The organism is Kitasatospora sp. NBC_00374, from assembly GCF_041434935.1.
Classification (GTDB): Bacteria; Actinomycetota; Actinomycetes; order Streptomycetales; family Streptomycetaceae; genus Kitasatospora.
This window is the reverse complement of the sequence record NZ_CP107964.1, coordinates 118,227-144,826: the sequence shown is the minus strand read 5'-3', so window position 1 is coordinate 144,826 and position 26,600 is coordinate 118,227. Positions and strand designations below refer to the sequence as shown.

The 26,600-nt window shown below is 71.2% G+C and carries 25 protein-coding genes and 1 pseudogene; 15 read left to right on the top strand and 11 right to left on the bottom strand.

Translation table 11 applies throughout. From position 1 onward, the window contains the following. The first annotated feature begins 20 nt into the window (after nucleotides 1-20). Together OG871_RS00625 and OG871_RS00620 are read left to right on the top strand one after the other, a co-directional pair. Nucleotides 21-734 (top strand): SDR family NAD(P)-dependent oxidoreductase, encoded by a 714-nt coding sequence (locus tag OG871_RS00625; protein ID WP_371493522.1) that lies wholly within the window; start codon nucleotides 21-23, stop codon nucleotides 732-734. A 51-nt stretch (nucleotides 735-785) separates the two neighbouring features. Then, nucleotides 786-1,817, top strand: a complete 1,032-nt coding sequence (locus tag OG871_RS00620; protein WP_371493521.1) for a nitronate monooxygenase — start codon at nucleotides 786-788, stop codon at nucleotides 1,815-1,817. 109 nt (nucleotides 1,818-1,926) lie between these two features. Here OG871_RS00620 and OG871_RS00615 read toward each other — a convergent pair whose 3' ends face one another. Then, entirely contained in the window at nucleotides 1,927-2,547 is a 621-nt protein-coding gene (locus OG871_RS00615) for a TetR/AcrR family transcriptional regulator (RefSeq protein WP_371493520.1), read from the bottom strand. Nucleotides 2,548-2,692: 145 nt separating this feature from the next. Here OG871_RS00615 and OG871_RS00610 point away from each other — a divergent pair, with 145 nt between their 5' ends. Both OG871_RS00610 and OG871_RS00605 read left to right on the top strand, forming a co-directional pair. Beyond that, the gene (locus tag OG871_RS00610; RefSeq protein WP_371493519.1) at nucleotides 2,693-3,046 is read left to right on the top strand and encodes an SgcJ/EcaC family oxidoreductase; all 354 of its coding nucleotides are present in this window, start codon (nucleotides 2,693-2,695) and stop codon (nucleotides 3,044-3,046) included. Nucleotides 3,047-3,513: 467 nt separating this feature from the next. Continuing rightward, nucleotides 3,514-3,681 (top strand): hypothetical protein, encoded by a 168-nt coding sequence (locus tag OG871_RS00605; RefSeq protein ID WP_371493518.1) that lies wholly within the window; start codon nucleotides 3,514-3,516, stop codon nucleotides 3,679-3,681. A 94-nt stretch (nucleotides 3,682-3,775) separates the two neighbouring features. Here the strand turns inward: OG871_RS00605 and OG871_RS00600 are convergent, their stop codons facing one another. The 3 genes from OG871_RS00600 to OG871_RS00590 form a co-directional block, all read right to left on the bottom strand. Continuing rightward, nucleotides 3,776-4,180 carry a tautomerase family protein gene (locus OG871_RS00600; RefSeq protein WP_371493516.1) on the bottom strand — a complete coding sequence of 135 codons (405 nt, stop codon included), beginning with the start codon at nucleotides 4,178-4,180 and terminating at the stop codon, nucleotides 3,776-3,778. Between the two features lie 29 nt (nucleotides 4,181-4,209). Beyond that, nucleotides 4,210-5,019 (bottom strand): MBL fold metallo-hydrolase, encoded by an 810-nt coding sequence (locus OG871_RS00595; protein WP_371493515.1) that lies wholly within the window; start codon nucleotides 5,017-5,019, stop codon nucleotides 4,210-4,212. A 128-nt stretch (nucleotides 5,020-5,147) separates the two neighbouring features. After that, a complete protein-coding gene (locus OG871_RS00590; RefSeq protein ID WP_371493514.1) occupies nucleotides 5,148-6,092 on the bottom strand; it encodes a LysR family transcriptional regulator in 945 nt (314 codons plus the stop codon). 125 nt (nucleotides 6,093-6,217) lie between these two features. Between OG871_RS00590 and OG871_RS00585 the strand changes: the two genes are divergently transcribed. Next, on the top strand, nucleotides 6,218-7,417 hold the full coding sequence (locus OG871_RS00585; protein ID WP_371493512.1) for a YbfB/YjiJ family MFS transporter: 1,200 nt from the start codon (nucleotides 6,218-6,220) through the stop codon (nucleotides 7,415-7,417). A gap of 672 nt (nucleotides 7,418-8,089) precedes the next feature. Here the strand turns inward: OG871_RS00585 and OG871_RS00580 are convergent. The 4 genes from OG871_RS00580 to OG871_RS00565 form a co-directional block, all read right to left on the bottom strand. Beyond that, on the bottom strand, nucleotides 8,090-8,842 hold the full coding sequence (locus tag OG871_RS00580; protein WP_371503185.1) for a nitronate monooxygenase: 753 nt from the start codon (nucleotides 8,840-8,842) through the stop codon (nucleotides 8,090-8,092). A gap of 153 nt (nucleotides 8,843-8,995) precedes the next feature. After that, nucleotides 8,996-9,700, bottom strand: a complete 705-nt coding sequence (locus OG871_RS00575; RefSeq protein WP_371493511.1) for a type 1 glutamine amidotransferase domain-containing protein — start codon at nucleotides 9,698-9,700, stop codon at nucleotides 8,996-8,998. 270 nt (nucleotides 9,701-9,970) lie between these two features. Continuing rightward, nucleotides 9,971-10,153, bottom strand: coding sequence for a transposase domain-containing protein (locus OG871_RS00570; RefSeq protein WP_371493509.1), 183 nt, complete (start codon nucleotides 10,151-10,153; stop codon nucleotides 9,971-9,973). 239 nt (nucleotides 10,154-10,392) lie between these two features. Then, nucleotides 10,393-10,944, bottom strand: a complete 552-nt coding sequence (locus OG871_RS00565; RefSeq protein ID WP_371493508.1) for a YceI family protein — start codon at nucleotides 10,942-10,944, stop codon at nucleotides 10,393-10,395. A gap of 468 nt (nucleotides 10,945-11,412) precedes the next feature. Between OG871_RS00565 and OG871_RS00560 the strand changes: the two genes are divergently transcribed. Then, a complete protein-coding gene (locus tag OG871_RS00560) occupies nucleotides 11,413-12,018 on the top strand; it encodes a dihydrofolate reductase family protein (RefSeq protein WP_371493507.1) in 606 nt (201 codons plus the stop codon). 120 nt (nucleotides 12,019-12,138) lie between these two features. On the opposite strand, the gene OG871_RS00555 is transcribed toward OG871_RS00560, so the two are convergent. Beyond that, nucleotides 12,139-13,152, bottom strand: a complete 1,014-nt coding sequence (locus tag OG871_RS00555) for a DUF6801 domain-containing protein (protein WP_371493506.1) — start codon at nucleotides 13,150-13,152, stop codon at nucleotides 12,139-12,141. Between the two features lie 76 nt (nucleotides 13,153-13,228). Then, on the bottom strand, nucleotides 13,229-15,637 hold the full coding sequence (locus OG871_RS00550; RefSeq protein ID WP_371493505.1) for a helix-turn-helix transcriptional regulator: 2,409 nt from the start codon (nucleotides 15,635-15,637) through the stop codon (nucleotides 13,229-13,231). A 153-nt stretch (nucleotides 15,638-15,790) separates the two neighbouring features. Here OG871_RS00550 and OG871_RS00545 point away from each other — a divergent pair, with 153 nt between their 5' ends. The 9 genes and pseudogenes from OG871_RS00545 to OG871_RS00505 form a co-directional block, all read left to right on the top strand. After that, nucleotides 15,791-16,474 carry a hypothetical protein gene (locus OG871_RS00545; protein ID WP_371493504.1) on the top strand — a complete coding sequence of 228 codons (684 nt, stop codon included), beginning with the start codon at nucleotides 15,791-15,793 and terminating at the stop codon, nucleotides 16,472-16,474. A gap of 149 nt (nucleotides 16,475-16,623) precedes the next feature. Continuing rightward, complete coding sequence (locus OG871_RS00540) at nucleotides 16,624-17,469, top strand: protein phosphatase 2C domain-containing protein (protein ID WP_371493503.1); 846 nt, start codon at nucleotides 16,624-16,626, stop codon at nucleotides 17,467-17,469. Beyond that, the gene (locus OG871_RS00535) at nucleotides 17,466-19,403 is read left to right on the top strand and encodes a hypothetical protein (protein WP_371493502.1); all 1,938 of its coding nucleotides are present in this window, start codon (nucleotides 17,466-17,468) and stop codon (nucleotides 19,401-19,403) included. The genes OG871_RS00540 and OG871_RS00535 overlap by 4 nt, the downstream gene beginning before the upstream one ends. 59 nt (nucleotides 19,404-19,462) lie before the next feature. Beyond that, a complete protein-coding gene (locus tag OG871_RS00530; RefSeq protein ID WP_371493501.1) occupies nucleotides 19,463-19,690 on the top strand; it encodes a hypothetical protein in 228 nt (75 codons plus the stop codon). 55 nt (nucleotides 19,691-19,745) lie between these two features. Further along, the gene (locus tag OG871_RS00525) at nucleotides 19,746-20,297 is read left to right on the top strand and encodes a hypothetical protein (protein WP_371493500.1); all 552 of its coding nucleotides are present in this window, start codon (nucleotides 19,746-19,748) and stop codon (nucleotides 20,295-20,297) included. Between the two features lie 156 nt (nucleotides 20,298-20,453). Next, a complete protein-coding gene (locus tag OG871_RS00520; RefSeq protein ID WP_371493499.1) occupies nucleotides 20,454-21,368 on the top strand; it encodes a sensor domain-containing protein in 915 nt (304 codons plus the stop codon). Next, nucleotides 21,365-23,218, top strand: coding sequence for a DNA/RNA non-specific endonuclease (locus tag OG871_RS00515; RefSeq protein ID WP_371493498.1), 1,854 nt, complete (start codon nucleotides 21,365-21,367; stop codon nucleotides 23,216-23,218). The genes OG871_RS00520 and OG871_RS00515 overlap by 4 nt, the downstream gene beginning before the upstream one ends. Nucleotides 23,219-23,228: 10 nt before the next feature. Beyond that, nucleotides 23,229-23,810 (top strand): SMI1/KNR4 family protein, encoded by a 582-nt coding sequence (locus OG871_RS00510; RefSeq protein WP_371493496.1) that lies wholly within the window; start codon nucleotides 23,229-23,231, stop codon nucleotides 23,808-23,810. A gap of 626 nt (nucleotides 23,811-24,436) precedes the next feature. Further along, nucleotides 24,437-24,610: pseudogene (locus tag OG871_RS00505) on the top strand (transposase); the annotation flags it as partial. A 279-nt stretch (nucleotides 24,611-24,889) separates the two neighbouring features. Here the strand turns inward: OG871_RS00505 and OG871_RS00500 are convergent. Beyond that, on the bottom strand, nucleotides 24,890-26,467 hold the full coding sequence (locus OG871_RS00500) for a hypothetical protein (RefSeq protein WP_371493495.1): 1,578 nt from the start codon (nucleotides 26,465-26,467) through the stop codon (nucleotides 24,890-24,892). Between the last annotated feature and the right edge of the window lie 133 nt (nucleotides 26,468-26,600).

The window sequence follows — 26,600 nt, the reverse complement described above, 5'->3', positions numbered from 1 at the left end:
TTGAAGAAGGTCAGGTCACCATGAGCACGCAGGTACAGAAGGTCGCGGTCGTGACGGGCGCGTCCCAGGGCATCGGAGCCGGGATCGTCACCGCCTACCGCAAGCTGGGCTACGGCGTCGTCGCCACCTCGCGCCACATCGCCGCGTCGGACGACCCCGGCGTCGTCACGATCCAGGGCGACATCGCCGACCGCACGACCGCGGAGCGCGTCATCGCCGCCGGCGTCGAGCGGTTCGGCCGTATCGACACGCTGGTCAACAATGCGGGGATCTTCGTCGCGAAGCCCTTCACCGACTACACCGAGGACGACTACGCCGCGGTGCTCGGCGTGAACCTGGCCGGCTTCTTCCGCATCACCCAGCTCGCGGTGGAGCGCATGCTCGAGCAGGGCGGCGGTCACGTCGTGCAGATCACGAGCACACTCGCCGACCAGGCCAGCTCCAGCGTGACCTCCGTACTCGCCTCTCTGACCAAAGGGGGGCTGCAGTCCGCGACCAGGGCGCTGGCCATCGAGTACGCCGGCCGCGGCATCCGCAGCAACGCCGTGGCGCTGGGCGTCATCAGGACACCCATGCACCCCGAGGAGAACCGTGCGGCTCTCGCGGCGCTGCATCCGCTCGGCCGCATGGGCGAGGTGAGCGACATCGTCGACGCGGTCGTCTACCTCGAGAACGCCCCGTTCGTCACGGGCGAGATCCTCCACGTCGACGGCGGCCAGAGCGCCGGGCACTGATCGCTCCCGGACCAAGTCCGTCCCCATCTCGCAAGGAGAAGAAGGCACTCCATGACTTCGCCACTCAACGCTCTCGCCGTGGACAACCCGGTTCTGGCCGCGCCGATGGCCGGCGGCCCCAGCACCCCCGCACTGGTCGTCGCGGCGGCCCGGGCGAACGGGCTGGGATTCCTCGCGGGCGGATACAAGACCGCCGACGCACTGGCCGAGCAGATCGCCGAGGTCCGACGTCACGACATCGCCTTCGGCGTCAACCTCTTCGCCCCCAACCCCCTGCCGGTCGATCCGGAGGCCTTCCGACGCTATGCCGCCGCGATCGCCCCCGAAGTCCGGGCCTACGAACTCGACGTCCGGACGGCGGGAATCGTCGAGGACGACGACCACTGGTCGGACAAGATCGACTTGTTGCTGTCCGTGCCGGTCCCGGTCGTCAGCTTCACCTTCGCCGTCCCGGACGCAGCCGTCATCGCCGCACTGCGCGCCGCCGGAACCGTGGTCGTCCAGACGGTCACCTCAGCGGCGGAGGCCCGCCTGGCCGCGGACGCGGGCGCCGATGTCCTGGCGGTACAGGCGTCGGCCGCCGGAGGGCACTCCAGCACGCTCACTCCCGAGCATGTTCCGGCCTCCGTCCCGCTGACCGAGCTGCTGGGGCGGATCCGGGCGGCGGTGTCGCTGCCGCTCGTCGCCGCGGGCGGGCTGGCCACCCCGGCCGGCGTGGCCGAGGCGCTGCACGCCGGGGCCGAGGCGGTCATGGTCGGCACGGTCCTGCTGCGGGCGGACGAAGCCGGCACCTCGCTTCCCCACCAGGCGGCCCTGGCCGACCCGAAGCGCCGCCGGACCGTTGTGACCAGGGCGTTCACGGGCCGGCCCGCGCGGGCACTGGCCAACCGGTTCACCGACCACTACAGCGACCTCGCCCCCTGCGGCTATCCCGCCCTGCACCATCTGACCAGGCCGATGCGCCAGGCCGCCACCGCGGCCGGGGACCCCGAACGGATCAATCTGTGGGCCGGGACCGGGTACCGCCAGGCCACCGCCGAGCCCGCCGCCCAGATCCTGCGGAGACTGGCCTCACACGTCTGAACTCCCCTCGGCGCGCGACGCACGACGCACCCCAAGGCGCCGGCGGTCCCGAACCTGGGAACGGGACTCCGGCGCCCGACGCTCCGACCCGCCGGAAGCGGACCAGTGCTCACACCTCGACCGCTGCCACCTGCGGCATCCGGGCGCCCAGCAGAGCCAGGCAATTCGCCCACAGAACGCTCAGCCGGGACGTGTTGTTGTAGAGCTTGGCGAACAGCACCTGACCCTCAAGCTGCGCGACGACCGACCGTGCCGCCTCACGGGTGTCGGCGACATCGACCTCGCCGCGCCCACGCGCCTCGGCGACGACCGACTCCACCATGTCGACCTGGGCGTCGAAGATCTCCTGCAGGCGCCGGCGGATCGCTTCGGTCTGATTGCTCAACTCCAGTGCGAGGTTCCCGAACAGGCAGCCGGAGACGGTGCCGCAGCTCTGCTGCCCCGCGCGCTGGCTCGCCTCGGTCTCCTCGAAGAGCTGCCGCAGCCGCTGCAGAGGATCGGCGTCGCCGCGCAGGACACGGGTCCACTCGCCATACTGGCCGGCCCAGTGCTCGTCGAGCACGGTCAGCGCCAGAGCCTCCTTGGACTCGAAGAAGTAGTAGAAGCTCCCCTTGGGCACCCCGGCCGTCTTGCAGATCTCGGCCACGCCCAGCGCCGAGTAGCCACGCTGCTCGATGAGCAACTGCGTGGCGCTGATGATCTTCTCCCTGGCATCACTGGTCCGTCCCATGGTTGCAAGTATACGACCGCTCATCTACATTGATAATAGACCGGTCGACTAGTGATCGTGGTTGTTGGCCACTCCGCGACCAAGCGCAGGGGTCCGCTGCCCGCACACCCACTCGCAGACGAGAGCTGAAGCAATGAGCCATCCGATGCATGACGTCCTTCGGCGCTGGAAGTCCGCTTTCGACGACCACCAGCCCGACGCCATGGCCGATCTGTTCACCCCGGACGCCCTCTTCCAGGGCTTCGGACCCGCCGTCCTCACAGGCCGGGGCGCGGTGCGGGACTACTACGAAGCCGTACCGGCCGGCCGAAGGGCCGAAGTGACAGTCCTGCACACGTACACGATCGGCGAGCAGGTCGCCGGAGGCTTCGCGGCCGTCACGTTCAGCGACGCGCACGACTGGGAGGCCCGTGTGAATCTGTCGCTGGTGCTCCGCCTCCACGACACCGGCTGGCGAATCCGCCAGTACCACGTCTCCCGCGTCGAGGCCGAACACTAGCCGGCTGGCTAGCCGAAGGCCGAGGTAGCGGCCGGGTTGCGTGGCCGTCCGCGCGTACGATCGACGGGTGGCCAAGCAGAAGACGTTCGAAGCCGCACTGATGACCGCGCAGCGGGCGCTCGCCGCCGTCCGCGCGTAGCGTGCCGCCTACCTGCCGGTCTGCCGGCGTGGAACGGTCCGGAGGCGACCACAGCCGGCCGCAGCGCCGGAGTCAGCCCGGCTGGAGGAGGCCGAGCGGCAGGCCGCGTACGTGGTGTGGGTGGATGCGTACTGGGCGGGCTTGCGGTGGAGGATCGGGTCGGGGCCCGTACCCAGCTCGGTCACGTCGACGACGGGCCCGACCCGGCGCCAGCCAGCCACGTAGACCGTCGCCGACCGGGCTGACAACCTGGGGGCGTCGGGGCGCTGTTGCTTCACCCAGGCACTGACCGAAGGTCGCGCGGGTCGGCTGAGGGCGATGCAGGGGCTTGTGCTTCGCCGGCGGACGTCGACGCCTGGCTCGACCCGCCCGCACCGACCCCGACGACCACACCCCGGCCGTCGGCGAACTCACCGCCACCCCTGTCGGCACCGCGGTCGACAACGTCCGCAACAACGGGCCCCAGCTCCTGGAGCCGATCCCCGAGCCTGCCTGACCCACAGGCACGCGGCGGGTGCGGCACCTCGGTCGGCCGGCTCGGCCGGGGGGACCGGCGGCGGTGCACCGCCGGCCGCGCATGGTGTGCGGGTTCAGTGTCCGGGGGCCGGGAGGTCACCTTCGACGTACTGGGCGCGGCCGTCGGCGAACGACCAGTCCTCGGGGCCGTTCTCGAAATAGCCGACGAACAGGTCCTCGCCGTTGACACCGGCTTCGGCGAGCTGTTTGGCGAGCGTGCGGTAGACGAGCCGCTTGTCCTCGGTACTGCGGCCGCGCTGGGTGAAGATGTGGACGATGACGGTGCCGGCGGTGCGCTGGAAGCCCAGTCCGGCGTCCAGGGCGATGATCTCGTCGGGGTCGTGCTGGGTGACGAGCTGGAAACGGTCCCGCTCGGGGATCTTCAGGACGTCGACGAGGGACCGCTGGACGGCGTCGGCGATGGCCCGGATGCTCTCGGGGGTGCGGCCGCGGATCATGTCGATGCGTACGAGGGGCATGGCGAGCAGCTCCTGCGGGTGAGGGCCGGTCAGGGCTTGAGGGGGAGCCAGGTGCCGTGGTCGGCGATGCGCAGGACGGAGGTGAGGCCGGCGTCGTCGAAGGTGTGCTCGATGGCGTCGCGGCCTTCGGTGAAGTGGGCCCAGCCGGTGTAGTGGGCGGGGATGTTGACGGGGGCTCCGAGGATCGCGGCGGCCGCGGCGGCGCGGACGCTGTCGAGGCTGACCGGGCGTTCGCGGAACTTGCCCGGGACGCGGGCGGCGCCGGCGTGGAGGACGGTCGCGTCGATGCGTGGGGTGCGGCGGGCGATCTCGGTGACGGTGCGGATGGAGGCGTTGTCGCCGCTGATGTAGACGGTGGGCAGTCCGGCTCCGGCGAGGACGAAGCCGACGACCTGGCAGTTGACCTCGCCGTCCGGGTCGCGCTCGCCGTCTTCGGGGCCGTGGACGGCCGGAACGGCGGTGACGGTCAGCTCGCCGCCGTCCGGGCGGGCGAGGGTGTGGGTGTCCCAGGCGGCCAGGCCCTTCGCGCCGCCGCCGAGCCTGCCGGCGCCGCCCGTGGTGGTGAGCAGCAGCGGGGCGGCCAGTGCGAAGGTACGGCCGCGGTCGTCGAAGTTGTCCGCGTGGTTGTCGTGGCTGACCAGGACCAGGTCGACGTCGGCGAGCCGGTCCTCGGCAAGGGCCGGGCCCTCGGTCTTGGTCAGGTAGCCGTGCGGGCCCGGGGCGTCGAAGGTCGGGTCGGAGACGATGCGCAGCCCGCCGAGGTCGAGAACGGTCGTGGGCCCGCCGACCACCAGGGCCGAGCCGTCGTGACGGGGAAGAAGGGGGGAGGGCGACGCCATGCTGCTGCAGCTCCTTGGCCGGGGCAGGAAGGGGAGGGGAGGGGAGGGGGCGGGCCCTGGGCCGCCCCTCCCTCGCGTCGACCGTAGGGAGATAGCAGGCGCCAGCGGAAATGCCGTTCCGGCTGCGGCTATGCCTCACCTGCATGGCTGGAGGTCGCGGCTGCTTCGAGTGCCGCGTCGAGGAAGCGGCGCAGCAGCGCGGAGCCGGTTCCTGCCTCTGGGCGGTAGGCGAGGCGGACCGGGCTGGGCGGTGCGCCCGTCAGCGGCCGAAAGCGCAGCGCGGGGTGGCGGATGCGGCGTTCGGCGACGTCGGGGACGATGCCGAGACCGCGTCCCGCGGCCACCGATTCGAGCCACTCGTCGAAGTTCGCGGTCTCCACGTACCGACGCGGGCCGTCCCCGTTCGGCCAGCACCAGGGGCCGGTGGTGCCGCTGGCGGTGTTGACGACCAGAGTCCACTCGGGGGCGTCCTGCCAGCGCACAGCGTCGGCCACGGCCTTGGGGGGATGGCTGTGGGAGGCCTGCGGCCCGCCGCCCGGGGCTTCCTCGCGGGCGCGGACGGCGACGCGCTGCTCGTCGTACAGGTGCACCGTGCGCACGGCGGCCCCGACCGGTCTGCCGCCGCGCACCAAGGCCACGTCGACACCCTGGCGGTCGAGGGCGTCCAGCGGATCGTCGCAGCGCACCAGCTCGACCCGTGCCCCGCTGTCGCGCTCGAAGCGGGCGATGGCGCGCTGGGCCCAGGGATCGGGCAGCAGCCAGCTGAAACCGAGCCTGAGGGTCAACTCGTGACGGGCCGCGGCCAGGGCCGCGTCGAACGCGGCCAAGGTCCGCTCCACATGGACGAGGAACTCGGCGCCGGTGTCGGTGAGCGCGACGCCGCGAGACGAGCGGTCGAGCAGTCGCACCCCGAGGGCCGCTTCCAGCTGGGCGACGGTGCGGCTCAGGGCCGGCTGCGTGATCAGCAGTTCCTCGGCGGCCTGGGTGAACGAGCGGCGCCGGGCCACCGCTGCGAACGCCCGCAGGTGCCGCAGCTCGATGCCGGATGTGCCTGCGGGGCCGGGCGCGATCACCGTCGCCTCGCGCGATGCCTGGGGAACATGGATGCAGCGTAACCGGCATTTCCGCGCACTGTGCGCGCCGCCTAGCGTCGAGAGGGAAGCCTTGCGCACGGGGATGACCGCGAAAGAAAGTGGCCATGAAACAGGAGCTCGCACAGCCCAACCACACCCGCGCCACAGCGCGGGCCGGCTCCCCGTGGCCGACCGTGCTGCGCGGCGCGGCGGCCCTGGCCGCCGCGATGGGTGTGGGCCGGTTCGCGTACACGCCGATCATGCCGCTCATGCACGCCCAGGCCGGGATGTCGGACAGCCTGGGGGCCTCGCTGGCCACCGCGAACTACCTCGGCTACCTGGCAGGCGCCCTGCTCGGCATCACCGCCCCCGCGCTACTACGGTCGGCGACCACCCTGCGTGCCGGGCTGCTGGTCCTGACGGCGTCCCTCGCCCTGATGCCCCTGACCCACGACGACGGCGCATGGCGGGCGCTGCGGCTGACAGCGGGCGCGGCCAGCGCCCTCGTCTTCATGATCGCGACGAGCGCCATGCTGGCAGGGCTCGCCGCGCACGCCGAGCACATGACCGGCTGGGCCTTCGGCGGGGTCGGCGCGGGAATAGCCCTTTCCGGGCTGACGGTGGTGGCGGTGCAGCAGGCCGGCTCCTGGCAGGCGGCCTGGTCGGCCTGCGCCGCGCTCACCGCGCTGCTCACCGCCGCCGCCTGGGGCCTGGCGCCCCGCGCCGCGGCTCCCGCCGCCACGGCGCCGGCCGAACGGCCGCGCACCCGGCGCTGGTTCACCGCCCTGCTGGCCAGCTACCTCCTGGAAGGCATCGGCTACATCATCGCCGGGACCTTCCTGGTCGCCGCCCTCCAGCAGGGTGCACCCGGCTGGATCAGCAGCGGCGCCTGGATCGTGGTCGGCCTGGCCGCGCTGCCCTCGTGCGCCCTGTGGATGCGCCTGGCCCGCCGCATGTCCCGCCCGGCCCTGCTGACGATCTCCCTGGCCCTCCAGGCCGTCGGCATCGCCCTGCCCGCCCTGTCCGCCGGCAGCGTCCCCGCGCTCGCCGCCGCCATCCTGTTCGGCGCCACCTTCATGGGCGTGAGCACCATGGCCCTCGCCATCGGCACCCATCTGCGCATCCCACGCGCCATCGCCCTACTCACCACCGGCTACAGCCTCGGCCAGATCCTCGGCCCCCTGCTGGCCGCACCGCTGCTGCGCAACGGCTACCACTCCGCACTCCTGCTCGGCGCCGCCCTGGTGCTCGCCGCCGCCTGCGCCGCGGCCGCCTGCTGCGTACGGTTCCCCCACCACCTCACCCACCACACCCCCACCGCCTGAACGTGGAGAGTCACGCCATGCCCGGTGACCTGACCGTCATCGACACCGACCGGCCCGTGTGGGCCGCCCCGACGGCCGGCGGCCCCAGCACCCCCGCCCTCGTCCAGGCCGCAGCCCGGGCCGGAGGACTCGGCTTCCTCGTCGGCGGCTGCAAGACCCCGCCGACCTCGCCGCCCAGATCACCCAAGTCCGCGCCAGCAGCGCGGTGTTCGGCGTCAACCTCTTCGCCCCCAACCCCGTCCCCGTCACCCCGGACGCCCGCCGCGCCTACGCCCGCGCACTCCAGCCGGAAGCCGGCCGCCACGCCTCACCCTCCCCACAGAGACCCTGGCGGAGGACGACGACGCCTGGGCCGACAAGCTCGACCTGCTCCTCAAAAACCCGTACCGCTCGTGTCCTTCACCTTCGGACTCGACCGCCTCGTACAACGTGGTGCTCACGACGTCGCCCACCTGACGCTGCGCACTGCGGTCAGCGCGGCTGGCCGCTGATGCCGATGGTGTGCTCTGCACGCCGAGTACAAGGGGCGGCCGCTGTCCCGATCTACGCCCGCCCGCATCACAGATCCGATCCGACTGTTGCCCATGTGCCGCCCGCTCCCGTCAGGTGGTCACGCTCGGTGATCTTCCTATCGGGACCGGAGCGCGGCGGGGAAGCGGAGCAGGGCCGGGTTCACCCGTGACGGGGGACAGCCGTACTGACCGATCCCGGCCGCCCGCGCCTGGGATCGGTCGGAACGCGGTCGCGGTCGCGAGTGCGTCGAGGAAGCCGTGGCGGATGCCGCGGCCGTGCCGGCCCGAGAACGCGTGGGAGCCGTCTGTACCGGGCGCGGGTGCAGGACCTCCCGGTGCACCGCCGGTGCCGCGGATTGCTCGGTGGCCGGGAACGCCGTGCCGAATCGACGCCGCCTGCTTCCAGTGCGCGCCCTTCGTCGAGGTCTGGTCGCCGCGCCCACGGTGATGATCCCGCGGCGGCGGCACTCGGCGAGCACTCGCGCGCTGGGGGTGCCGAAGACGAAGCGGAACACGCGTGGTCGGTGTTCGAGCACGACCTCGACCTGTTCGTCGAAGTCCGGCAGCGTCTGGGGGCGGTGTTCCGGCAGGTCCGCGCCCAGCGCGTCGTACCGGGGCGCAGCCGGGCGGGCGCGGCCTGGAAGGTTTCCTCGTCGATGCCGCGCGGCTGGTCGGCGGTGGGCACCCACGGGTTGACCGCGAACGGCCGGCGGGTCGCCGCCGCAAGCGCACCGGTTGTGGCGTCGGGCTGGTCGGGCTGCAGGTGGTGACCACCGAAGGAGCCCGGACTACCGGCGTTGGACACCGCCGTGGCGAGCGTGACCGTGGAGACCCCACCGCCGAACGGGCCCTGCACGATGGGGTACTGCGGGTCGAACAGCTCACTGATCCGGGTTCTGGCCCAGCCGGTCATGGTGTCGGGGCGGCGCACCTGCTCGCCACTGGTGTGGTGAGGCGTTCCGGCTGGTGTGGCGGTGGTGGTGCCGATCGGTGCGCTGGGCAGGGATCGCCCGCGGCGCGAGCGGGGTTGCTCGCGCCGCGGGCGATCGCGTCACCATGGGTGTGGTCAGGCGAGCAGGTCGAGCACGCGGTGGGCGGCGGCGACGGTGGAGCCGGGGTTCTGTCCGGTCACCAGGTTGCCGTCGACGATGACGTGGCTGCCCCACGAGGCGCCGGCGTCGAACCTGGCGCCGGCCGCGCGCAGCCGGTCCTCCAGCAGCCAGGGGGCCTTGTCCGCGAAGCCGGCCTGGGTTTCCTCGTCGTTGGTGAACGCGGTCAGGTGCCGGCCGTCGAAGGCCCAGCTGCCGTCGGCGCGGTGGGCGGGGAGGAAGCCGGCCGGGCCGTGGCAGACCGAGGCCACCACCTTGCCGGGAGTGTCGAGCAGCGAGACCAGCAGTCGGCCGAGCGTGTCGCTGACGGCCAGGTCCTGCATCGGTCCGTGGCCGCCGGGCACGAACACGGCGTCGTAGTCCGCGGGATTGATGTCTTCCAGCCGCCGGGGCGCGGCGAGGAACCCGTCGACCTCGGCGAGGTAGGCGCGGAAGCCGGCGACCTTGGCCTCGTCGCCGCCGTTCATCGCCGGGGCCAGGCTCAGCTCGTCCACGATCGGCCGCACCCCTCCGGGCGTGGCCAGCGTGACCCGGGCGCCGGCCGCGGTGAAGGCCCGGTGCGACTCGATGAACTCCTCCCCCCAGAACCCCGTCGGGTGCGCGGTGCCGTCCTTCAGCGTCCAGTGCCGGGCACCGGTCAGCACGATCAAGATCGATGGCATGTCTGTCTCCTGTCAGTGGCTTGGAGTCCAACTCGGCCTCTCGAGAAAAGTGTAGCCGACCGGTCGACTATTTGGGCTTGGGCAGGTCGAGCCACCGGGCCGTGTGTTCTCCGAGCCTGGCGACCACGGGCTCGGACGCTCGCGGGGCGGACTGACGAGACCGTCCGGAAACGTCCGAACCGCACCCCGGGCGTGGCCGGTTGCGCAAGCGGCCCGGTCAGGACCTCGAACAGGCGGCGGACCGGTGCCGGGCCGACCCGGCGCCGCAGGTCACGCAGAGCCTTCGCGGTCGGCCCGGCGACGTCCAGGCCGACACCCCAGCCGGTAGCCGACCTCCGGGAACAGGCACATCGCCAGCAGGAAGTAGACCCCGACTCGCGAGGGCAGGTCACGCAGCCGGCGCCGCACACAGCCGGTCTCCTCCAGGACCGCGTCGACGAGCTCGAACGGCACGACCTGCGTCAGCCCGCCCAGATGGCCAGGCGATGGTGCAGTGCTCGCAGTCGCAGGTGGTGAGGGACGAGATCAAGGGCCTCATCGACGGCCTCATCGCCGAGTTCCGTCCGCACCCGCACGACGTTTGCCGAGCGGGTGCGGACGGCATCCGACCCGGCGGCCACGGTCCGCGCGCCGCATGGTCGCTTCCTGTGCGGTGCCGCCTCCGACCGGGTGCGGCGGCCGGTCCCGGGCTGCTAGCTCTGCTTGATCGCGGAGATGTCGAATTCCAGGACGACCTTGTCGCCGACCAGAACGCCGCCGCCTTCCAGCGCCGCGTTCCAGGTCACGCCGAACTCCTTGCGGGAGATGGTCACCGATCCTTCCAGGCCGACCCGCAGGTTGCCGTAGGGGTCGACGGCGTTGCCGCCGTACTCGAAGTCGATGGTGACCGGGCGGGTGGTGTCCTTGATGGTGAGGTCGCCGGTGACCCGGTACTCGGTGTCGGAGCGGGGCTCGACCGCGGTGGTGCGGAAGGTGATGTCGGGGAAGTTGGGGGCGTCCAGGAAGTCGTTGGTACGCAGGTGCTGGTCGCGCTGTTCGACGCCGGTGTCGATGCTCTCGGCCTTGATCACCACCTGGGCGGTGGATCGGGTCGGATCGGTGCCGTCCAGACGGGCGGTGCCCTCGAACTGGTGGAACGCGCCGCGGACCTTGGTCACCATGGCGTGGCGGGCGACGAAGCCGATCCGGGTGTGGGCGGGGTCAAGGACGTAGTCCCCGGTGAGTTCGGGGCCGGTGACGGTCATGGCTGAGGTTCCTCCGCAAGACGGGATCCAGGCGACGGTTCGCCCGGATCGTTCCGGACTCACGCTAGGGCGCGACCGCTTCCCGGCCCGGCCAGACGCACGGGGCGGCGGCAGAGTGCACCTTGCCCAGCGACCTCGGGCCATCGGCTTGCCACTGCCGTCCTTCCTCGCACCGTGACTCCTCCCCGTCCCTTCAGGGCGGGGAGGAGTCACGAACTTCTGCATGGCCTGCTCCCGACTCCCACAGGCCGTAGATGACGAGTCCGTTGCCGGTGGGTACGCAGGGCCTGCGGTCACCCCAGCAGGGTCGGCCAACGTCTGCGCGCTGAGCCCTCCGAGGTCCAGTAACGACGCCAGCAGCGCGCCGAACCCGGGGTTCTCCGTCATGGCCGCAGACTGGTGCTGCGCCGCGGCGCCGACGAGTTTCCGGCGGTTGCACGGACTACCCATCGACGAAGGGAGCACACCATGCGCAAGATCATCGTCTGCACGTTCCTGACGCTCGACGGCGTCATGCAGGCGCCGGGCGGTCCGGACGAGGACGCTGGGAGTGGCTTCAAGCACGGCGGCTGGCAGAAGCCGGTCGCCGACGACGAGGTCGGCACGGCCATCGCCGGTTGGTACGAGCACTCCGACGCGATGCTGCTCGGCCGCAAGACGTACGAGATCTTCGCGTCGTACTGGCCAACCGCCGATCCCGAGAACCCGTTCACCGATCGGATGAACAGCATGCACAAGTACGTGGCGTCTCGGACCCTGACGTCCGTCGAGTGGCAGAACTCCACGCTGCTGGAGAGCGACATCGTCGATGCCGTACGCAAGCTGAAGGCGTCCGACGGCGGCAACATCAACGTCGTGGGCAGCGGCAACCTCGCCCAGACCCTCATGCAGCACGGCCTCGTCGACGAGTACCGGCTGACCATCCACCCGGTGATCATCGGTACCGGCAAGCGCCTGTTCGCCGACGGAGCGATCCCTACCGCGCTGGAGCCGGTCAGTGTCTCGGCGACGAAGGGCGGCACCGTCATCGGCGTCTACCGGCCGAACGGTAAGCCCGGCTACGACAGCTACTGACGTCCTGCGCCGCGGTTACGTCCAGCGTCCGTCGGTGGAACTTCCACGGCGCAGCAGTAGCCAGACGAGGGATACATCGTCGAAGGCCTGAGCTGAGATCTCCACCGAACCCGGGGAGGTTCAGTAGCGGTGGCCGGACGCGCGTCGGCGCTTCAGCTGCGGGCCGAAGCGGAAGGCGGCTGCGGCTGTCGCTGTGGCTGCGGCAAGGACGCCCGCCAGCAGGAGGATCACGCTGCCGGTGCCCTGGCCGCCGCCGGTCGTGGCGGTAGTCGTCGCCGCAGCATTGATCGTGGATCTCGTCGGGTCCGGCGTCGCAGCACTGGCGGGCACGGCGGCCGCGGTGCCGGAGCCGTCGCTGGTGGGGCTCTGCGTGGCGGTCGCGGTGCCGGAGCCGTCGGACGCGGGTGAGCCGGTGGGGCCGGTGGGTGTGGCGGCAGCCGGGGCTGTTGGCCTGCCTGCGCTGGGGGTGCCGGGCGTTCCCGTGGCGGCCGGGCCGGTCGTCGTCCTCGGCGCCGTGATGTCGAACGTCGTCACGACGTTGTCCTGTCCGGTGTTCAGCGTGCATGGCACGTTGGTCCTGCCCGGGCTGGTGATGTTGCCGTTCGCGTCCTCCGGCACGAGGTGCAGGGTGAAGTTGCCGGCGGTGATCCTCGCACTGCCCGGTTTGGTGAAGGTGAGCGTGGGTGCGGTGCCGGTCGCCGGGATGTCGAAGGAACCGGATGCCGGGATGCTGGTCCTGGTGATGGTGAGGTGCACGGGGATGCCGATCTCGCCCTGGGGCGCGGTGACGGTGGTCTCGGCGTCCAGGGAGCCCTCCATGATCCTCACACCGAGGATGTAGCGGAGCCCGAAGGTGAAGGACGCGTCCACCGTGGCCGCCGCCTTGATGGCGAACGGCGGACTGGACTCGCCGACCGCGATCGACGTGGGGATGTCCGTGGATATCCTCGCGGTGATGGGCTGGCCGCCGATCGTCGGGAAATTACAGGTGTACCTCAGCGTGGGTGAGGCCGGCTGCGCGGCTGCGGTTCCGGTCCCGAGGACGCCCACGATTGCGCTCGCGGCTCCCCATACCGTCGCCACCGCGACGACGGTCCGCATCCGTGTGCTTCGCGCACCGTACCTGGCACTCATGGTCACCCTCCACTGCACGTCTGCATCGGTGCTTGAACGATTGGCGCGGATCCCGGGGACCGCGCATGCGTCCTGGTCATGTGGCCCGGGCCGGGTCCCTGCTGCCTGACGGTCCCCGTCGGTGGGGCTCGTGACGCTCCTGGAAGGCCCGGCTCAGGTGGCTCTGGATCCGGGCGTGGCGGAACTGGTACACCGCGCCGACCTGGCGGAGCACACCGCGTTGGTGGGCGTCGTCCAGGAAGGCGATCAGTGCCCAGGGCAGTCGCCCGGTCAGCGGTAGCCAGATGCGGGACAGGGCCACCCACTGACCCCAGGCGGTCAGGCTGAGCCCGTACCCGAGCCCGGCTCCGAAGGCGGCTTCGAGTCCGAACACGGTGCCGACTTCGAGTCCGCGCACAGGCCCGTACACGATCCCGTTGAGAAGCCCGACTTCGAGTCCGATCACGAGTGCCCAGGTGACAAGGTGGAAGGCCACATTGCGGCGGTCTATGTCCAGCAGGTCGGCGGGGCTGACGACGGACTCGGTTCTGACGGGAGCTTCGAGCAGGGCTATCAGGGCGAACACGAGCCCGGTCGCGAGAGCGATCGCGGGTATGAATACGAGTCCGGTCATGAGTCCGTCGCCGCTCTGGCCGTCCCCGAGCCCGAGCGGTGCGACCACGCCCTCGTCGATGAGGACCAACATGGCCATGGCAGCCAGCCCGCAGCCCAGCCCGACCATGAACCTGGCGCGGGCGTTCCCACGTGTCTGCCTGGTCCCGCCCGAGAGCTTGATGCGTACGGGAGAGGGCTTGAAGGCCTCGCGCTCGGAGGCGTACCAATACACGAGCCCGAAGAGCAGTCCGGCCGCGAGTCCGTGCAGGAGCCCGACCACCAGTCCGCGCACGATCGCGAACCTGAGCCCGTGCGAGGTCGCGACCAGGTCCACCGGTAGGTTCCCGATGGCGGTCGTGACGCCGAAGGCCAGTCCCGCCAGGAATCCGATGATGAGCGTGCGCGAGGAGCGGCGCATGCTGGTGCCCAGTTCCCACCAGGCGAGGTCCTGTCGCTCGCGGTCGAGCCGCACCAGGTGATGGGCGAGGTAACCGAGCCACCGCTGGGCACGCTCCGGGTCCCACTGCGCACGGTGGGGACGGCCGTTGTCGAGCCGTTCGGGGGCGCGGCGCCGGTAGACGGTGGGGACGAAGCCCGCGAGGAGGTGTTCCTCGATGGCGTGCGGGTCGGGGAACCGGGTGGTGTCCAGTAGTTCGCCCGGTTTGCGATCGGGGGTGTCGCTGTACATCGTCCGGGCGAGGGCGATCATCAGCGGGGTGCTCAGGGCGGCGGCGAGGTTCGCGCCCCCCGCGCTCTCCGTGAGCTGCGCTTCGTCCAGGACGGTGTCCCAGGTCGCGCCGGGCCCGTCGGGGCCGGGAGGGTCCGGGAACGCCGGATCGGTCCGGGGCAGGTAGTTGCGCAGGTCGTCGAGGGTCAGGTCGCACAGCTCGAGGACGACGGCCGAGGCGAGCGGTGCGTGTTCCGACCGGACCGCTTCGGCGAACTCGCCCTGACGGCTGGTCAGGACGAGCGGCAGCGGGGAGAGGTTGAGCGCATCGAGCGCCTCGCCGCGTAAGCCCTTCGCGATCTCGTCGAATCCGTCGAGGACCGGCAGGATGAGATCGTCGTCGAGGAGGTCCGCGGCGAGCGACTTCCCGCTCGGGACCCGGCGGGCCAGATGCGGGTAGTCGCGCAGCAGCCGGTCGATCAGCCAGTCGCGCAGGGCGACGGCGGTCGGGTCCCAGGAGCCGAGGCTGAAGATCACCGGCACCCGCTCGGACCGTGCCCGGGCGTCCAGCAGGTCCAGGGCGAACCGGACCGCCATGATCGACTTGCCCGAGCCGGCACGGCCCAGAACCACCAGCCGCCCGGACCGGATCCGCCGGTAGACCTCGGCCACGCGGCGTAGGTCGCCGCTCAGGTCCACGTCGGACGAGGTGTCGCCCGGGGCCAGGCGCTGGGTGTTCTCCGACCGGTCGGACACTCCCGCGGGTACCTGCCGCCAACGCACCGGCAGCGCGAAAGGATGGTGCACCCGGTGCTGGGCCTCCTCGCGCCGCCAGCGTCGCTTGCTCTCCCTGGCCAACTCGTCGGCGGCGTCGGCAAGCGGGCCGTGCGCCCGCGCCGGTGCGGACGGGGGGTCGAGCGGCTCCTGCGGTGGTATCTCCTCGGCGCCGCCGAGCGCCGCCGTCAGCCGCTGGCGGTCCTCGGGGCCGGCCTCCAGCGCGTCCGCAAGTCGTGCGACGGTTCCGAGGCGGTGGTCGAAGGGCTTGTCGTTCTCGATCCTGCCGATCGTACGTTCGCCCAACTGGGCACGCTCCGCCAGCTGAAACTGCGTCATGCCGGCCTGCTTCCGCAGGCGGCGCACTAACGCCCCGAGCGTCTCCGCCACAGCCTGGCCCTTCTCCCCACGATCCGGAACAGGCGTGAGCCTACCCTGACAACTGGTCATCTATGGCCAGTGCTTTGACCTGTGCACTTCCCCGGAGAAACGCCAGCATCAGCGGTGCGGGCCACCAGTCCTGCGGCCCTGGCGGACCTGCCTGCGGCCCCAGCGGACACGCCCGCAACATCCGTGCGTGGAAGTGAAGGAGGCGGATTTCTGATGGCGGAGACGAAGGGCGTCCTGCTGCCGGCCTACGTGGTGGCCGACGAGTCGGGCTCGATGGCGCCGTACCAGAGCGAACTGGGGGGCGGCGTGGCGTCCCTGTGCGAGGGGTTGCGCGCGGAGCCGATGATCGCGGCCAAGCTCCGGCTGGCCGTGCTGGGCTTCTCCGACGACGTACAGGTCCGGCTCGCGGTGGCCGACATGCGCACCGAGACCACCGTGCCCCAGGTGGCGATCCGCGGGGTGACCAACTACCGGGCCGTCTTCGACGACCTGCTGCAGCGGATCCCCTCGGATGTGCAGTGGCTCCGCGGCGAGGGCTACAAGGTGCACCGCCCGGTGGTCTTCTTCCTCAGCGACGGCCTGCCCACCGACGGAACCGCCTGGCGCAGGCCGCACGCTGCCCTGACCGACCGGAGCCAGACCCCGGCCGCCCCGAACATCATCGCCTGCGGTATCGGCGACGCTCAGGCGCAGACCATGGTCGATGTCGCTACCCGTCCCCAGTTCGCCTTCATCGCCAAGTCCGGTGCCGACGTCGGACGTGCGATCTCGGAGTTCTTCCACTCCCTCACCGCGAGCCTGGTGGCATCGGGGCACGCTCTGAACTCGACCAATCCGCAGTTGGTCGTGAACCGCCCGGACCAGTTCACCATGGCCATCGACGAGGTCGGCCTGTGACACCGGTCCACCGGGAGAACCCGGCCCACCCGGCACCCGCGCCCGGCCCGCTCACGCCGCCACCGCCACCTCCTTCCCAGGCTCCGCCCTCAGCGCCGTCCGAACCGGGTCCGGCGCCGTGGCAGCGGATCACGGTGGGCGTTGCGGGCATGGAGTTCGAGGCCCGCCCACCCAGCCAGTACGCCTTCGACTTCCCCGACAGCGAGTGCGAGGGCTGGTCCACGGACGCTCTCACCCTGCGGTTCGCCTCGGTACGCGGCGCCAAGCACCGCTACTACCGCCAGCCGCGCCAGGACGCGGCCCGTGCGGCCGTGCACGAGGCCACCGACAGCATCGTGTTCGCCGTCGCCGACGGCGTCTCCAGCGCCTCCGAGTCGCACCAGGGCGCCGTCGAGGCCTGCCGGGCCGCTGTCGAGCGGATCCTGCACCTGCTCGACCGGACACCGGGGCCGCTCGACCCCGCCAACGTCGCCGCGCACGCCGCCGAACGGCTGCGGCAGCTCGCGCAATGGCGGCTGGGCGTCACAGAGCCGGGCCCCGCCGAGGTGGCCCGCCTGTATGCGACCACCCTGGTCGCCGGCGCGGTCCGCCCCACCGCCAAGGGCCTGAGCGTCGAGCTCTTCCGGATCGGTGACTCCGGAGCCTGGATCCTCGATCGAGCCGAAGGACGCTACCGGCCGCTGTTCGGCTCGAAGACCGGATCGGACACCCTGCTGGTCACCAACGAGGTGTCCCCGCTGCCCCTGATCCCCGACCGGCTCGAAACGGCCACCGGACGGCTGGAGGCGCCCTGGACGCTGCTGGTCGGCACGGACGGCTTCGGCGACCCGCTCGGGGAGGGCGACGGCCGGGTCGGCGCGCACTTCGCCCAGCACCTCAGCACGCCACCGCCACCGCTGTGGCTCGGGCACGTACTGGACTTCACCCGGGAGACCTTCGACGACGACCGCACCCTGCTGGCCCTCTGGCCCCGGAACGAGGCGCAGCCGCGGTGAGCACCGACCCCGCAGCCCCGGTCGACGTCGCCGCCCTGGCCCTGGGTCACCAACTCGGGCAGGGCGGCCAGGGCTCCGTCCACCAGGTGCTCAACAAGCGCATCAACGAGGGCGCTGCCGACGGCGGCTGGGAGATCGTCTACAAGGAGTACAGCCCCTCCGTCCTGCCCCAGCTCGACGCCGCCGCGCTCGACGCGGCCGCGGCCCTGCCCGGCCGGCTCACCGGAGCACAGGGGCGCTGGCTCTGCGAGAAGACCGCGTGGCCGGCCGCCGTGGTCCAGCGCCAGGGACAGGCCTGCGGGTTCCTCATGCGCGCCGTGCCCGACCGCTTCCACTTCATGCTCCGGACACTGACCAGCGCGAACACCGGGTCGCGGCGGCTGGCCAGCACGGAGTACCTCCTCAACGACGACGCCTACGTCGCCGGGATCGGACTGGCGGTCAGCGACCGGCACCGGCTGCTCCTGCTCGCCGACCTGGCTGCCACCATGGACCGACTGCACCGGCTGGGCATCGCCGTGGGCGACGTCTCCCCGAAGAATCTGCTCTTCAGCCTGGCGCCCGAGCCCGCGTGCTTCCTGATCGACTGCGACGCCATGCGCCTGCACGGCGCGACCGTACTGCCGCAGGCCGAGACCCCCGACTGGCAGGTCCCCGCAGGCGAGGAGCGGGCCACCCGGGCAAGCGACGTCTACAAACTCGCCCTGCTCGCCGTCCGCATCTTCGCCCGCGACCAGACCGCCACCGAGCCCGCCGCCCTCGGCGCGATCAGTCCCGCACTCGGTGACCTGGCCCGCGCCTCGCTCGACCCCGACCCGGCGCGACGACCGGCCCCCGATGTGTGGGCCGAGCGACTTGCCTCGGCCGCAGTCGGCGCGTCCACCGGCACCACACCGAGGACTCCCCGGCACACGAGGTTGCCTCCTGGCCGACCGGGCACCGGTCGACCGCCCACCATCACCGGGACACCGAAGCCACCCACCTCCGCGGCGGCCAAGGTCGGCAGGGCGGTAGGCGCCCTCGCCGCCGGCCTGGCCCTCCTGCTGGTGATCGTCAGCAACCAGCACTCCTCGGAGGCCGACGCCTCCGGAGCGGCCGACAGCGCCCGAGCGGCGAGCTCCTACACCCCGTACGCCTCCCACAGCCCCGCGTGGACGCCCGCCACCCAACCAGCGGGGACCACCTCCGCCCCGGACACACCGACCCCGACCCCGACCCCGACCCCGACACCGACACCGACGCCGACACCGACCCCGACGCCGACCAGTCCCATCGGCACCGCGCAGGTCGGCGACTGCTTCTACGACTCCGGCACCAGCGGCCACGCCGACCTGACCGCCACCGACTGCGCCTCCGGGACGTTCAAGGTCGTACGGATCAACGCCGGCAGCACCGACCTGAACAGCTGCGACAGCGTCACCAACAGCGACGAGAGCGTCTCGTCCAGCCTGTACGACCGCGTCCTGTGCCTCAGCTACCAGAGTTCCGGCGGCACCGCCTACCACGCCCGCCAAGGCGACTGCGTCTTCGGGGCCCCCGGTGCCGACGCCTGGTCGACACAGGCCTGCCAGACCGGCAACTTCAAGGTCCTGGCGGTCTACCGCGGCACCTCCGACCACACCAAGTGCGACAACTGGCCGCACTACAACTACTGGCGTTCGATGCCCACGGCCGGGCACTCCGGCCTCGACGTCCTGCTGTGCCTGTCCATGAACTACCCGGACGACGCCGGCTACGCCACCGTCAACGAATGCCTGCTCAAGTCAGGCTCCACCTTCACCAACGTCGGCAGCTGCGGCGGATCCAACGTCTACGTCACCGGACGCACCAGCACCCCCTACGACACCGCGTTCTGCGGCACCAGCGGATCCACCTACTGGCGATCCGGCGACTACCCGGCCTTCGGCTACACCGTCTGCTGGCGCTGGCGCTGATCTCCTGGGCGCCCGCAGCGGACAACCCACCATCGGAACACGAGAGTCGAGGAACTGACATGGCATACCGCTACCGGTGCGGCGAGTGCGGCTTCAAGACGTCCTGGGGCACCGAGTCCCAGGGTGAGCAGCAGCAGATCGCGCACTACGCCGACCGCCACGCGGGCCTCGCCCCCGGCGGCCAGGTCGAAACCAACACCAAGAACCCGGACGGCGGCAACAGCTGCCTCACCTTCATCGTCATCGCGATCCTGCTCCTCGTCCTCGCCTCCTCGTGCCACCGCTGACGCACGTCCGACACCGCCAACCGCACAGCACCACCGCACTCGGAGGAGATCCGGCATGTCCACTCGGACCACCGGCATTGCGGACAAGTTGATCCAACGAGCCGTCAAGGAGCGGGAGTCACGTAGTTCAGGAAGGTCCCGGGCCATAGCGGTCATCGTGCTGCTGGCCCTGTTCGCCCTCGGCCTCGTGCTGGCTTTCGCCGTCTACCCCGGCCACCCGGGCGACACGTCGGCGCCCCGGTGCAACGGCACGACGATGTCGCCGGGCGACATCTGCGACGAGTTCGTCAACGGCGCGCTGACGCACTCGTACAGCTACCAGGAGATGCTCCACCGGCAGCAGGCCGGCCATCCCGGCGCACTCGTCGCCGGAATCATCGCCATGGCGATCGCCGTACTTCTGTTCGCCCCATCGCTCCGAGCCCTCGACCCGGCGAAGCCGTGGGGAACGGCCCGGCCAGGGGACTGCCCACGGTGCCGGAAGCCGAATCTGCGCGAAAAGCCGATGACCCACTCCGAGACGCGCGGCCGCGTTCAAAGCAGCTGGAGCGGCATCGTCACCCTCTGCACCCCCGGCTGCGAGTTCGCCACCGTACGGCAGCGCTGACCGGCCGTCGGACCCACGAATCCGTTCGTCGACGCATGACGGCTCCACCTGGTCGCCAGTCCAGCGACTACCCGGCCTTCGGCACACCTTGCCCGAGGCGGATTCGGGGCTGCGTCGAACGGCGCCGGCAGGAACACCACGACACGGGAGGAAGGCATGACAAAGCACTACTGGAACCCGGATCCGGCGGCGCCGGCGCCCCCCACCTGGCAGCAGACCCCAAGGGCGGTGCCGCCGCAGTTCGGTCGGCCCGGCTCCTCGGCCCCGCCCGCGCGAAACGGGTCGCCCGGCACCTCGACGCCACCCGCCCCCGTCCCGGCCACGCCGTCCGCGCCGCAGCAACAGGCATCGGCCCCGCGCCCCTCGCGTCCACAGGGTCCGAGTGCGCGCCGACGCGTTCGGGCACTGCGCCACTGGCGGCTGCTGCTGGCCGCGGTGGTGCCCTGCCTCGTGCTGGCCGGCATCGGGTGGTGGGTGTGGCCGCAGCAGCCCACGGGCCTTCCGCCGCACATAGCCGAGGGGACCGTCCAGGCGGACCTCCTCAGCGCTGACAGCGTCAGCGGGCTGGCCGGGACGACGGTGGTCGCCGGCCCCCAGTCGAACCGGCCGCACGCCGCGCTCGCCGTGGCGCCGTCGGAGTGCGCCGTCGCGGCGGGGCCGACGACGCAGTCGGTCTACGGGCAGGCGTGGAAGGCGTTCCTGTCGGCGACCTACCAGGATGCCGGGGGTACGGGCGCCTACACCGTGAACCAGACGTTCGGGGTCTTCCCGGACACCGACACGGCCGGCACCGCCCTCCAGAGGCTCACCGACGGTCTCGCCAAGTGCCCGTCCGCCACGGTCGCCGACCAGGCCGGCCGCAGCTCGAAGTGGGCCTACACGGCGCGCCCCGCTACAGAGGCCGCCGTGGTGTGGGCCGCGGCGCAGGACGGCGCCGCGGGCTGGGCCTGCTTCCACCAGGCGAGGGTGAAGGGCGCAAGCCTGGTGCAGGTCGCCGTCTGCCAGGCGGGTGACGGTGCGTCGACCGCCTCGAAGATCGCCGACGAGCTCGCCGGGAAGGTGACCGGATGACCCCGTCCTCGCGCAGGGCGGCCGCGCGCCGCCGGCGGACGCTGCCCCGCGTCGTCCACCTCGTGCTGGTGGCGCTCCTGGCGCCGATCGTCGCCATCGGAGCGCAGACGATTGCGGCGACCGGCGCTGCGGCGGTCACGGCACCGGTGGGCACGCTAGCCCCCGTTCCGCTGGTGGCGCCCCGGGGCTTCGAAGCCGCCCTGGCGACCCTCCTGGTGGAGATCGACGACGCGAACCGGCAGGCGGCGCAGCTGGCGCAGCAGGAGAAGGACGTGGTCGCCGAGGCGGAGCGGATCACCAAGGAGTCCGCCGCCATTCGCGACAGCAAGTCGGCGCTCAACGCCAGGGTCGCCGCGGTGAACCAGGAGATCAGCGGCCACAACGAGCGCGCGAAGGCCGTGGACGGTGAGATCGCCGCCCACAACGCCAAGCCGCACACGTTCCAGATGCCTGCCGAGGCGAACGCGGCCGCCACCTTCGATGCCGAGGCGCGCCGACTGGAAACCCAGAAGAACCAGGAAAACGCCGTGGAGGACAAGATCCAGGGCGAGGAGAGCCAGATCCGGCAGGAGGCCTCCCAGGTCGACGCCAGGTCCTCCCAGCTCGACGCCGCCTCCAAGGCCAATGACACGAAGGCCTCCGACCTCAAGACGAAGGCACAGCAGCTCCAGTCCCGGGGCCAGCAACTGCTCGGGCAGATGGCGCAGGTGATCCAGAGCTTCACCACCACTGCGTCGAACCCGGCGGCGGCGATGGACCAGGGCGGAGACGCGCCCGCCCCGCCTCCGCAAACCAGCAGCCGGCCCGTGAGCCAGGGCGACGACACTGGCGACACCCCCTACCAGCAGCCACGGGTCTCCGCCCTGAAGGAGTACGGGAAGCAGGCCGGCACCACCGTCGACCTGCGCCCGGGAACCGCGTACCTGACGCCCGACGCCGTCAGGCGGCTCCCGGCCGCGCGGGCGGCCACTCTGGCAAGCCCTTCCTTCACCTACGACGGGCTGGTTCGCAAACCCAACGGGCACTACACGGCGCTACGGGTACAAGCGCCCACCGCGGCCGCGGGCCCGGCTCCGGAGGTCTTCGCATCCGGAGGGCTCGTCGCGTACCGCAACGGCGAACAGCTCCCCATCGACGGGATCACGACGATCCAGGAAGCAGCCGCCTCCTCGGGGTCCCAACCGAGCGCCGGTCCGGAGGGAGGAGACGAGCGTCCGGACCCCGAAGACTGCCGACGCGGTGGCAAGGGATGGGTCGACCTCGGCAAGCGTGACGGCGCGAACGGGAACCGGGCGAGCCAGATGAACGCCTGCCTCGACGAGGAGTACCTCGCGGCGAACAAGGGCAGCAGCACCGAAAAGGACCCCCGCCCGCCCGGGTACTACTGGGCCAGGAATTACAGCCGCTACCTGGGAAACGGGGATCCAGCGAAGTGGATCAACAACTGCCACCTGCTCGCCAACCGGCTGAGCGGGAGCGGTACCGACCTGGACAACCTCGCCACCTGTTCCAGGGCGGCGAACGCCGCTCCCAGCACGGCCGGGGACCCAGGGATGACTCCCCACATGGAGGACCTCGAGAGAGAGGTCTTCGACGCGATCGCCAAGAAGCACCAGGTGGTCCGCTATACGGTGACACCGCACTACGCCGGGAACAGGACGGTCCCGTACGAATTCGTGATTACCGCCCAAGGGGTCTACCGCGACGGAACTCGGGGCATCGATAGGGAGAGCGTCCTGATTGAGAACAAGATCTGGAGTATCAAGAACGGTCAGTGGCACAACCTCGGGCGTGTATTCGACGATCGAATGAATCCGGTGAGTCCGGTTCCGACGGGCCCGACGGATTAGGGGAGAACCGATGACAAGCGATGCGCTTGAACGTTTGCGGCGGGTTCTCCCGCCATCGCCGGCCAGCGCGGACGGGGCGGCGCTGGACCTACAGGGGGTTGCGGAGGCCGAGGCCGCGTTGGGGGTCCAGTTGCCGCCGGACTACCTGGACTTCCTCGCGGTCTACGGCGCCGGGTCGCTTGACGACTTCCTGCTGATCGCGGCACCGGCGGAGGCGCCCGGCCACCAGTACAGCACCAGTATGGTGGATATCACCGGGGCGTTTCGCCGGGCTGCTGCCAAGCCGTACATCGCCGAAGATCTGGGTGACGGTGAGGCGTATATCCACTGGGGCATGGATGACGGTGGTGTCTACTACCTGTGGCGCGTCGAGGGCGAGTCGAGCGCCGAGTGGCCGGTGTACGTATACGGGGACGAATTGACGGTCCTGCCGTACGGGATCGTGGAATTACTGGCCAGAGCCTGTACCGGAGGCCTTCCCCGCGAGCTGCAGCGCAGGTTCCGCGGCAATGGCCACGAATTCCTGCACTGGCAGGACCGGTACCGCCGCGACGTCGAGCAGTACGGTTCCGGGTCATACATCGGCGGCTGAGCGACTCGCTCCCGCTCCGCCGGGGCAGGGTTCAGCGACGCGGCGGCCCCGCATCACCGGAGCCGCCGACGGCGAATGCGGAGGTTGCGGCCAAGTCTGACCTCGATTCGTCAGCGGTGAGCCGTCGGTGAGTGGCTCGGCGGTTTGCCCGTAATGTCCCGCTGCCGTACGGGTCGGGTCGTCGCATGTCGCTGCGGGGACGCCGGGTTCCTCATGCCCGGATCTGCTGCTCCTTCCTGGTCCGGCTACCGCACCGGGTCCGTCGCTGGGCCGGCTTGGCTCGGTGATCGGGCCGCCGCCTGCGGGCGGAGTGGTCCCAGTCCCGTGGGAGCCCGGGCCCGGCGCGCTCGGTTTCCAACTGTCCGCGGACTACCGGGCGTTCGCCGACCGGTACGGGACGGTCAGCATCAGCGACGAACTGCACATCTACACACCATCGGAAGCGCCCACCCCCGTACAGCTCGGGGGTGTCGAATCCAACCGAGCAACAGGAGGCCCTGGTGCTGCAGTCTTCCGAGTCTGCTTCGGTGTCGTCCAACTCGGCTTCCCTGAGGTGTGATTGTCTCGCTTGCCGGTTCGGGAATGCCGCGGATCGTCCGCACAGGCGACCGAGGTATCCGTCCGACATGAGCGACGCGGAGTGGGCGGTGGTGCGGAATGCGAGGCCGGTCCCGGGGTGGTTGGAGGGCCCCGGCGGGCAGCCGGAGGACTACTGCCACCGGCAGATGGTGGATGCGGTGCGCTACCTGGTCGCGGGCGGTATCGCCTGGCGGGCGATGCCCGCGGACTTCCCCGCATGGGACCGTGCCTACGCGTTCTTCCGGCGCTGGCGGGACAAGGGCCTGGTCCGCGAGTTCCACGACCGGCTGCGTGACCGGGTCCGTGAGGCGGCGGGCCGGGATCAGGAGCCGACCGCGGGCATCATCGACGCGCAGGCGGTGAAGGCGGCCGCGTCGGTGCCGGCCTCCACGCGAGGGTTCGACGGAGGGAAGAAGATCATGGCCGCAAGCGGCACATCGTGGTGGACGGCGGGGCACGTCCTCATGGACGTGCCCCGCCGTTGGCACAGGTCGGTTGGGTTACCAGTGGTCGTGGCGCTCGCAGCGCTCGTGGTGCTCGTGGCGCGTGATCTTGGTGAGGTCGGTGGCGGTGTGGCTGGTGGTGTCGCCGCCTCCGAGGGCGGTGGCGCGGTTCGTCACCTCGGCGTGGGCCCCGCAGGAGACGTCGACCTGCAGGGTGATGGGAGGGTAGTTGCTCCCGGCGGGGAGGACGTCGCTACGGGTGCAGGTGAGGATGTCCAGGGTGCAGGTCCATCCCGTGCCACTGATGCTGTCGGCGCTGAGCCCGGCGGGCAGGGTGTCGTACACGGTGACCGCGGCGCCGGTGGTCGGGGCGGCCCCGACGGCGTTGCCCACGGTGATGGTGTAGGTGCCGTCCTGCCCCTGTGTGAAGTCCTCGGTGTGGGTCTTGGTGATGGTCAAGGACGGGAGCGTGTAGGAGATGATCACCTGGCCGTCGTGGTTCGCCGTCCCAAGTGTCGAAAGCGCATAGCTCGTGCCTGTACCCGTGGGGGTGGCGAAGCTGCTACCCCCACCACCCCCGCCCCCACCCGCCGCGGTGCCCGTGTTGTTGACGGCGCCGCTGCCGCCACCCCCACCGGCGAAGTACCCGCCCCCACCGCCACCACCGGCACTGACGGCAGTGGCGGCGCAGCCGCCGTCGAAGCTGCCCCCGGTGCCACCGGTACCGACCGTGGCACCGGAGAACCCGCTCCCCGACCCGCCGTTCGTGACCGCACAGAATGGAACGGTGCCTGCGGCCCCGCCGGCACCCCCCGTACTGGTACTGGTGCTGCCGCCGCCCCCGCCCTGCCCCGGCGAAGCCCCGGGGCCGGTGGCAGTTCCTGCGGTACCGCCGGTGGCATCCGGCGTTGTCCCGCCGTTGCCTCCGTTGCCCCCCGTGGAGCCTGCTCCGGTGCCGCCGGCGGCACCGCCGCCCCCGGCGACCACCAGCAGGGAGCCGCCCGTGCTGATGCTGGAGGCCCCGCCCCCACCCGGACCTTCAAATTTGAACCCACTGGCCGGATAACTCCCCCCCGGGGCGCCGCCGTTGAACCCGCCGGCACCCGGCGTCCCGGCGCCGTTGCAGCCTTTGCCGCCGGTGCCGCCGACGTTGATGGTGAAGGTCGTCGGGGCGGTGGTTTGCGGCAGGGTGGTCACCACCCGCGCCCCCGCCCCACCGGCCCCTGTGACGGAACAGGCGGTGCCGGTATTGTCGGCGCCGCCCGCGCCGTCCGCGGTGATCGTCACCACCGCCGCCGCCGGAACCGTCAAGGTCTGCGGAGCGCCGGTGAAGGTGAAGGTCTGCGACGGATCAGCCCGCCGCGCCTGCACTGGCACGGCCTCCACCGGCGCGGCGGCCACCGGTGGAGCCGTGGCCGCCAGCAGCGCCATACCGGACAGCAGCGCGCACCCCAGCGATGCCACCCCCACACCGCGCTCCCCACGTTGTCCACCCGAGTCAACCGGATCGGACGCGACGACGGCGGGAACCGGAGTCGTCCCACCGTCCAGGGCCCTGTTGAACACGGCCACGGGCCACTGACGGCTGATCCGATACCACGGCAGGTCGCCCTGTCCACGAGTACGAGCACTCATCCGCGGGTTCACCTCTCCTCACAACAAAGCGCCCCGCACCCCCCGAGCGACAAGTCACCAGCATGACAGGACACCTGACGGACAAATCATGACAAACCACAATTAGATACCCCGATCCGATCACTTCGAGGTA

What these genes read in the sequence shown, in the direction of transcription:
- OG871_RS00510 (WP_371493496.1), top strand. Translation starts at nt 23,229, where the DNA reads ATGACAAGCGATGCGCTTGAACGTTTGCGGCGGGTTCTCCCGCCATCG.
- OG871_RS00600 (WP_371493516.1), bottom strand. Translation starts at nt 4,180, where the DNA reads ATGCCCCTCGTACGCATCGACATGATCCGCGGCCGCACCCCCGAGAGC.
- OG871_RS00545 (WP_371493504.1), top strand. Translation starts at nt 15,791, where the DNA reads ATGGCGGAGACGAAGGGCGTCCTGCTGCCGGCCTACGTGGTGGCCGAC.
- OG871_RS00525 (WP_371493500.1), top strand. Translation starts at nt 19,746, where the DNA reads ATGTCCACTCGGACCACCGGCATTGCGGACAAGTTGATCCAACGAGCC.
- OG871_RS00620 (WP_371493521.1), top strand. Translation starts at nt 786, where the DNA reads ATGACTTCGCCACTCAACGCTCTCGCCGTGGACAACCCGGTTCTGGCC.
- OG871_RS00540 (WP_371493503.1), top strand. Translation starts at nt 16,624, where the DNA reads ATGGAGTTCGAGGCCCGCCCACCCAGCCAGTACGCCTTCGACTTCCCC.
- OG871_RS00585 (WP_371493512.1), top strand. Translation starts at nt 6,218, where the DNA reads ATGAAACAGGAGCTCGCACAGCCCAACCACACCCGCGCCACAGCGCGG.
- OG871_RS00500 (WP_371493495.1), bottom strand. Translation starts at nt 26,467, where the DNA reads ATGAGTGCTCGTACTCGTGGACAGGGCGACCTGCCGTGGTATCGGATC.
- OG871_RS00610 (WP_371493519.1), top strand. Translation starts at nt 2,693, where the DNA reads ATGCATGACGTCCTTCGGCGCTGGAAGTCCGCTTTCGACGACCACCAG.
- OG871_RS00520 (WP_371493499.1), top strand. Translation starts at nt 20,454, where the DNA reads ATGACAAAGCACTACTGGAACCCGGATCCGGCGGCGCCGGCGCCCCCC.
- OG871_RS00555 (WP_371493506.1), bottom strand. Translation starts at nt 13,152, where the DNA reads ATGAGTGCCAGGTACGGTGCGCGAAGCACACGGATGCGGACCGTCGTC.
- OG871_RS00515 (WP_371493498.1), top strand. Translation starts at nt 21,365, where the DNA reads ATGACCCCGTCCTCGCGCAGGGCGGCCGCGCGCCGCCGGCGGACGCTG.
- OG871_RS00550 (WP_371493505.1), bottom strand. Translation starts at nt 15,637, where the DNA reads ATGACCAGTTGTCAGGGTAGGCTCACGCCTGTTCCGGATCGTGGGGAG.
- OG871_RS00595 (WP_371493515.1), bottom strand. Translation starts at nt 5,019, where the DNA reads ATGGCGTCGCCCTCCCCCCTTCTTCCCCGTCACGACGGCTCGGCCCTG.
- OG871_RS00575 (WP_371493511.1), bottom strand. Translation starts at nt 9,700, where the DNA reads ATGCCATCGATCTTGATCGTGCTGACCGGTGCCCGGCACTGGACGCTG.
- OG871_RS00580 (WP_371503185.1), bottom strand. Translation starts at nt 8,842, where the DNA reads ATGACCGGCTGGGCCAGAACCCGGATCAGTGAGCTGTTCGACCCGCAG.
- OG871_RS00565 (WP_371493508.1), bottom strand. Translation starts at nt 10,944, where the DNA reads ATGACCGTCACCGGCCCCGAACTCACCGGGGACTACGTCCTTGACCCC.
- OG871_RS00625 (WP_371493522.1), top strand. Translation starts at nt 21, where the DNA reads ATGAGCACGCAGGTACAGAAGGTCGCGGTCGTGACGGGCGCGTCCCAG.
- OG871_RS00530 (WP_371493501.1), top strand. Translation starts at nt 19,463, where the DNA reads ATGGCATACCGCTACCGGTGCGGCGAGTGCGGCTTCAAGACGTCCTGG.
- OG871_RS00560 (WP_371493507.1), top strand. Translation starts at nt 11,413, where the DNA reads ATGCGCAAGATCATCGTCTGCACGTTCCTGACGCTCGACGGCGTCATG.
- OG871_RS00615 (WP_371493520.1), bottom strand. Translation starts at nt 2,547, where the DNA reads ATGGGACGGACCAGTGATGCCAGGGAGAAGATCATCAGCGCCACGCAG.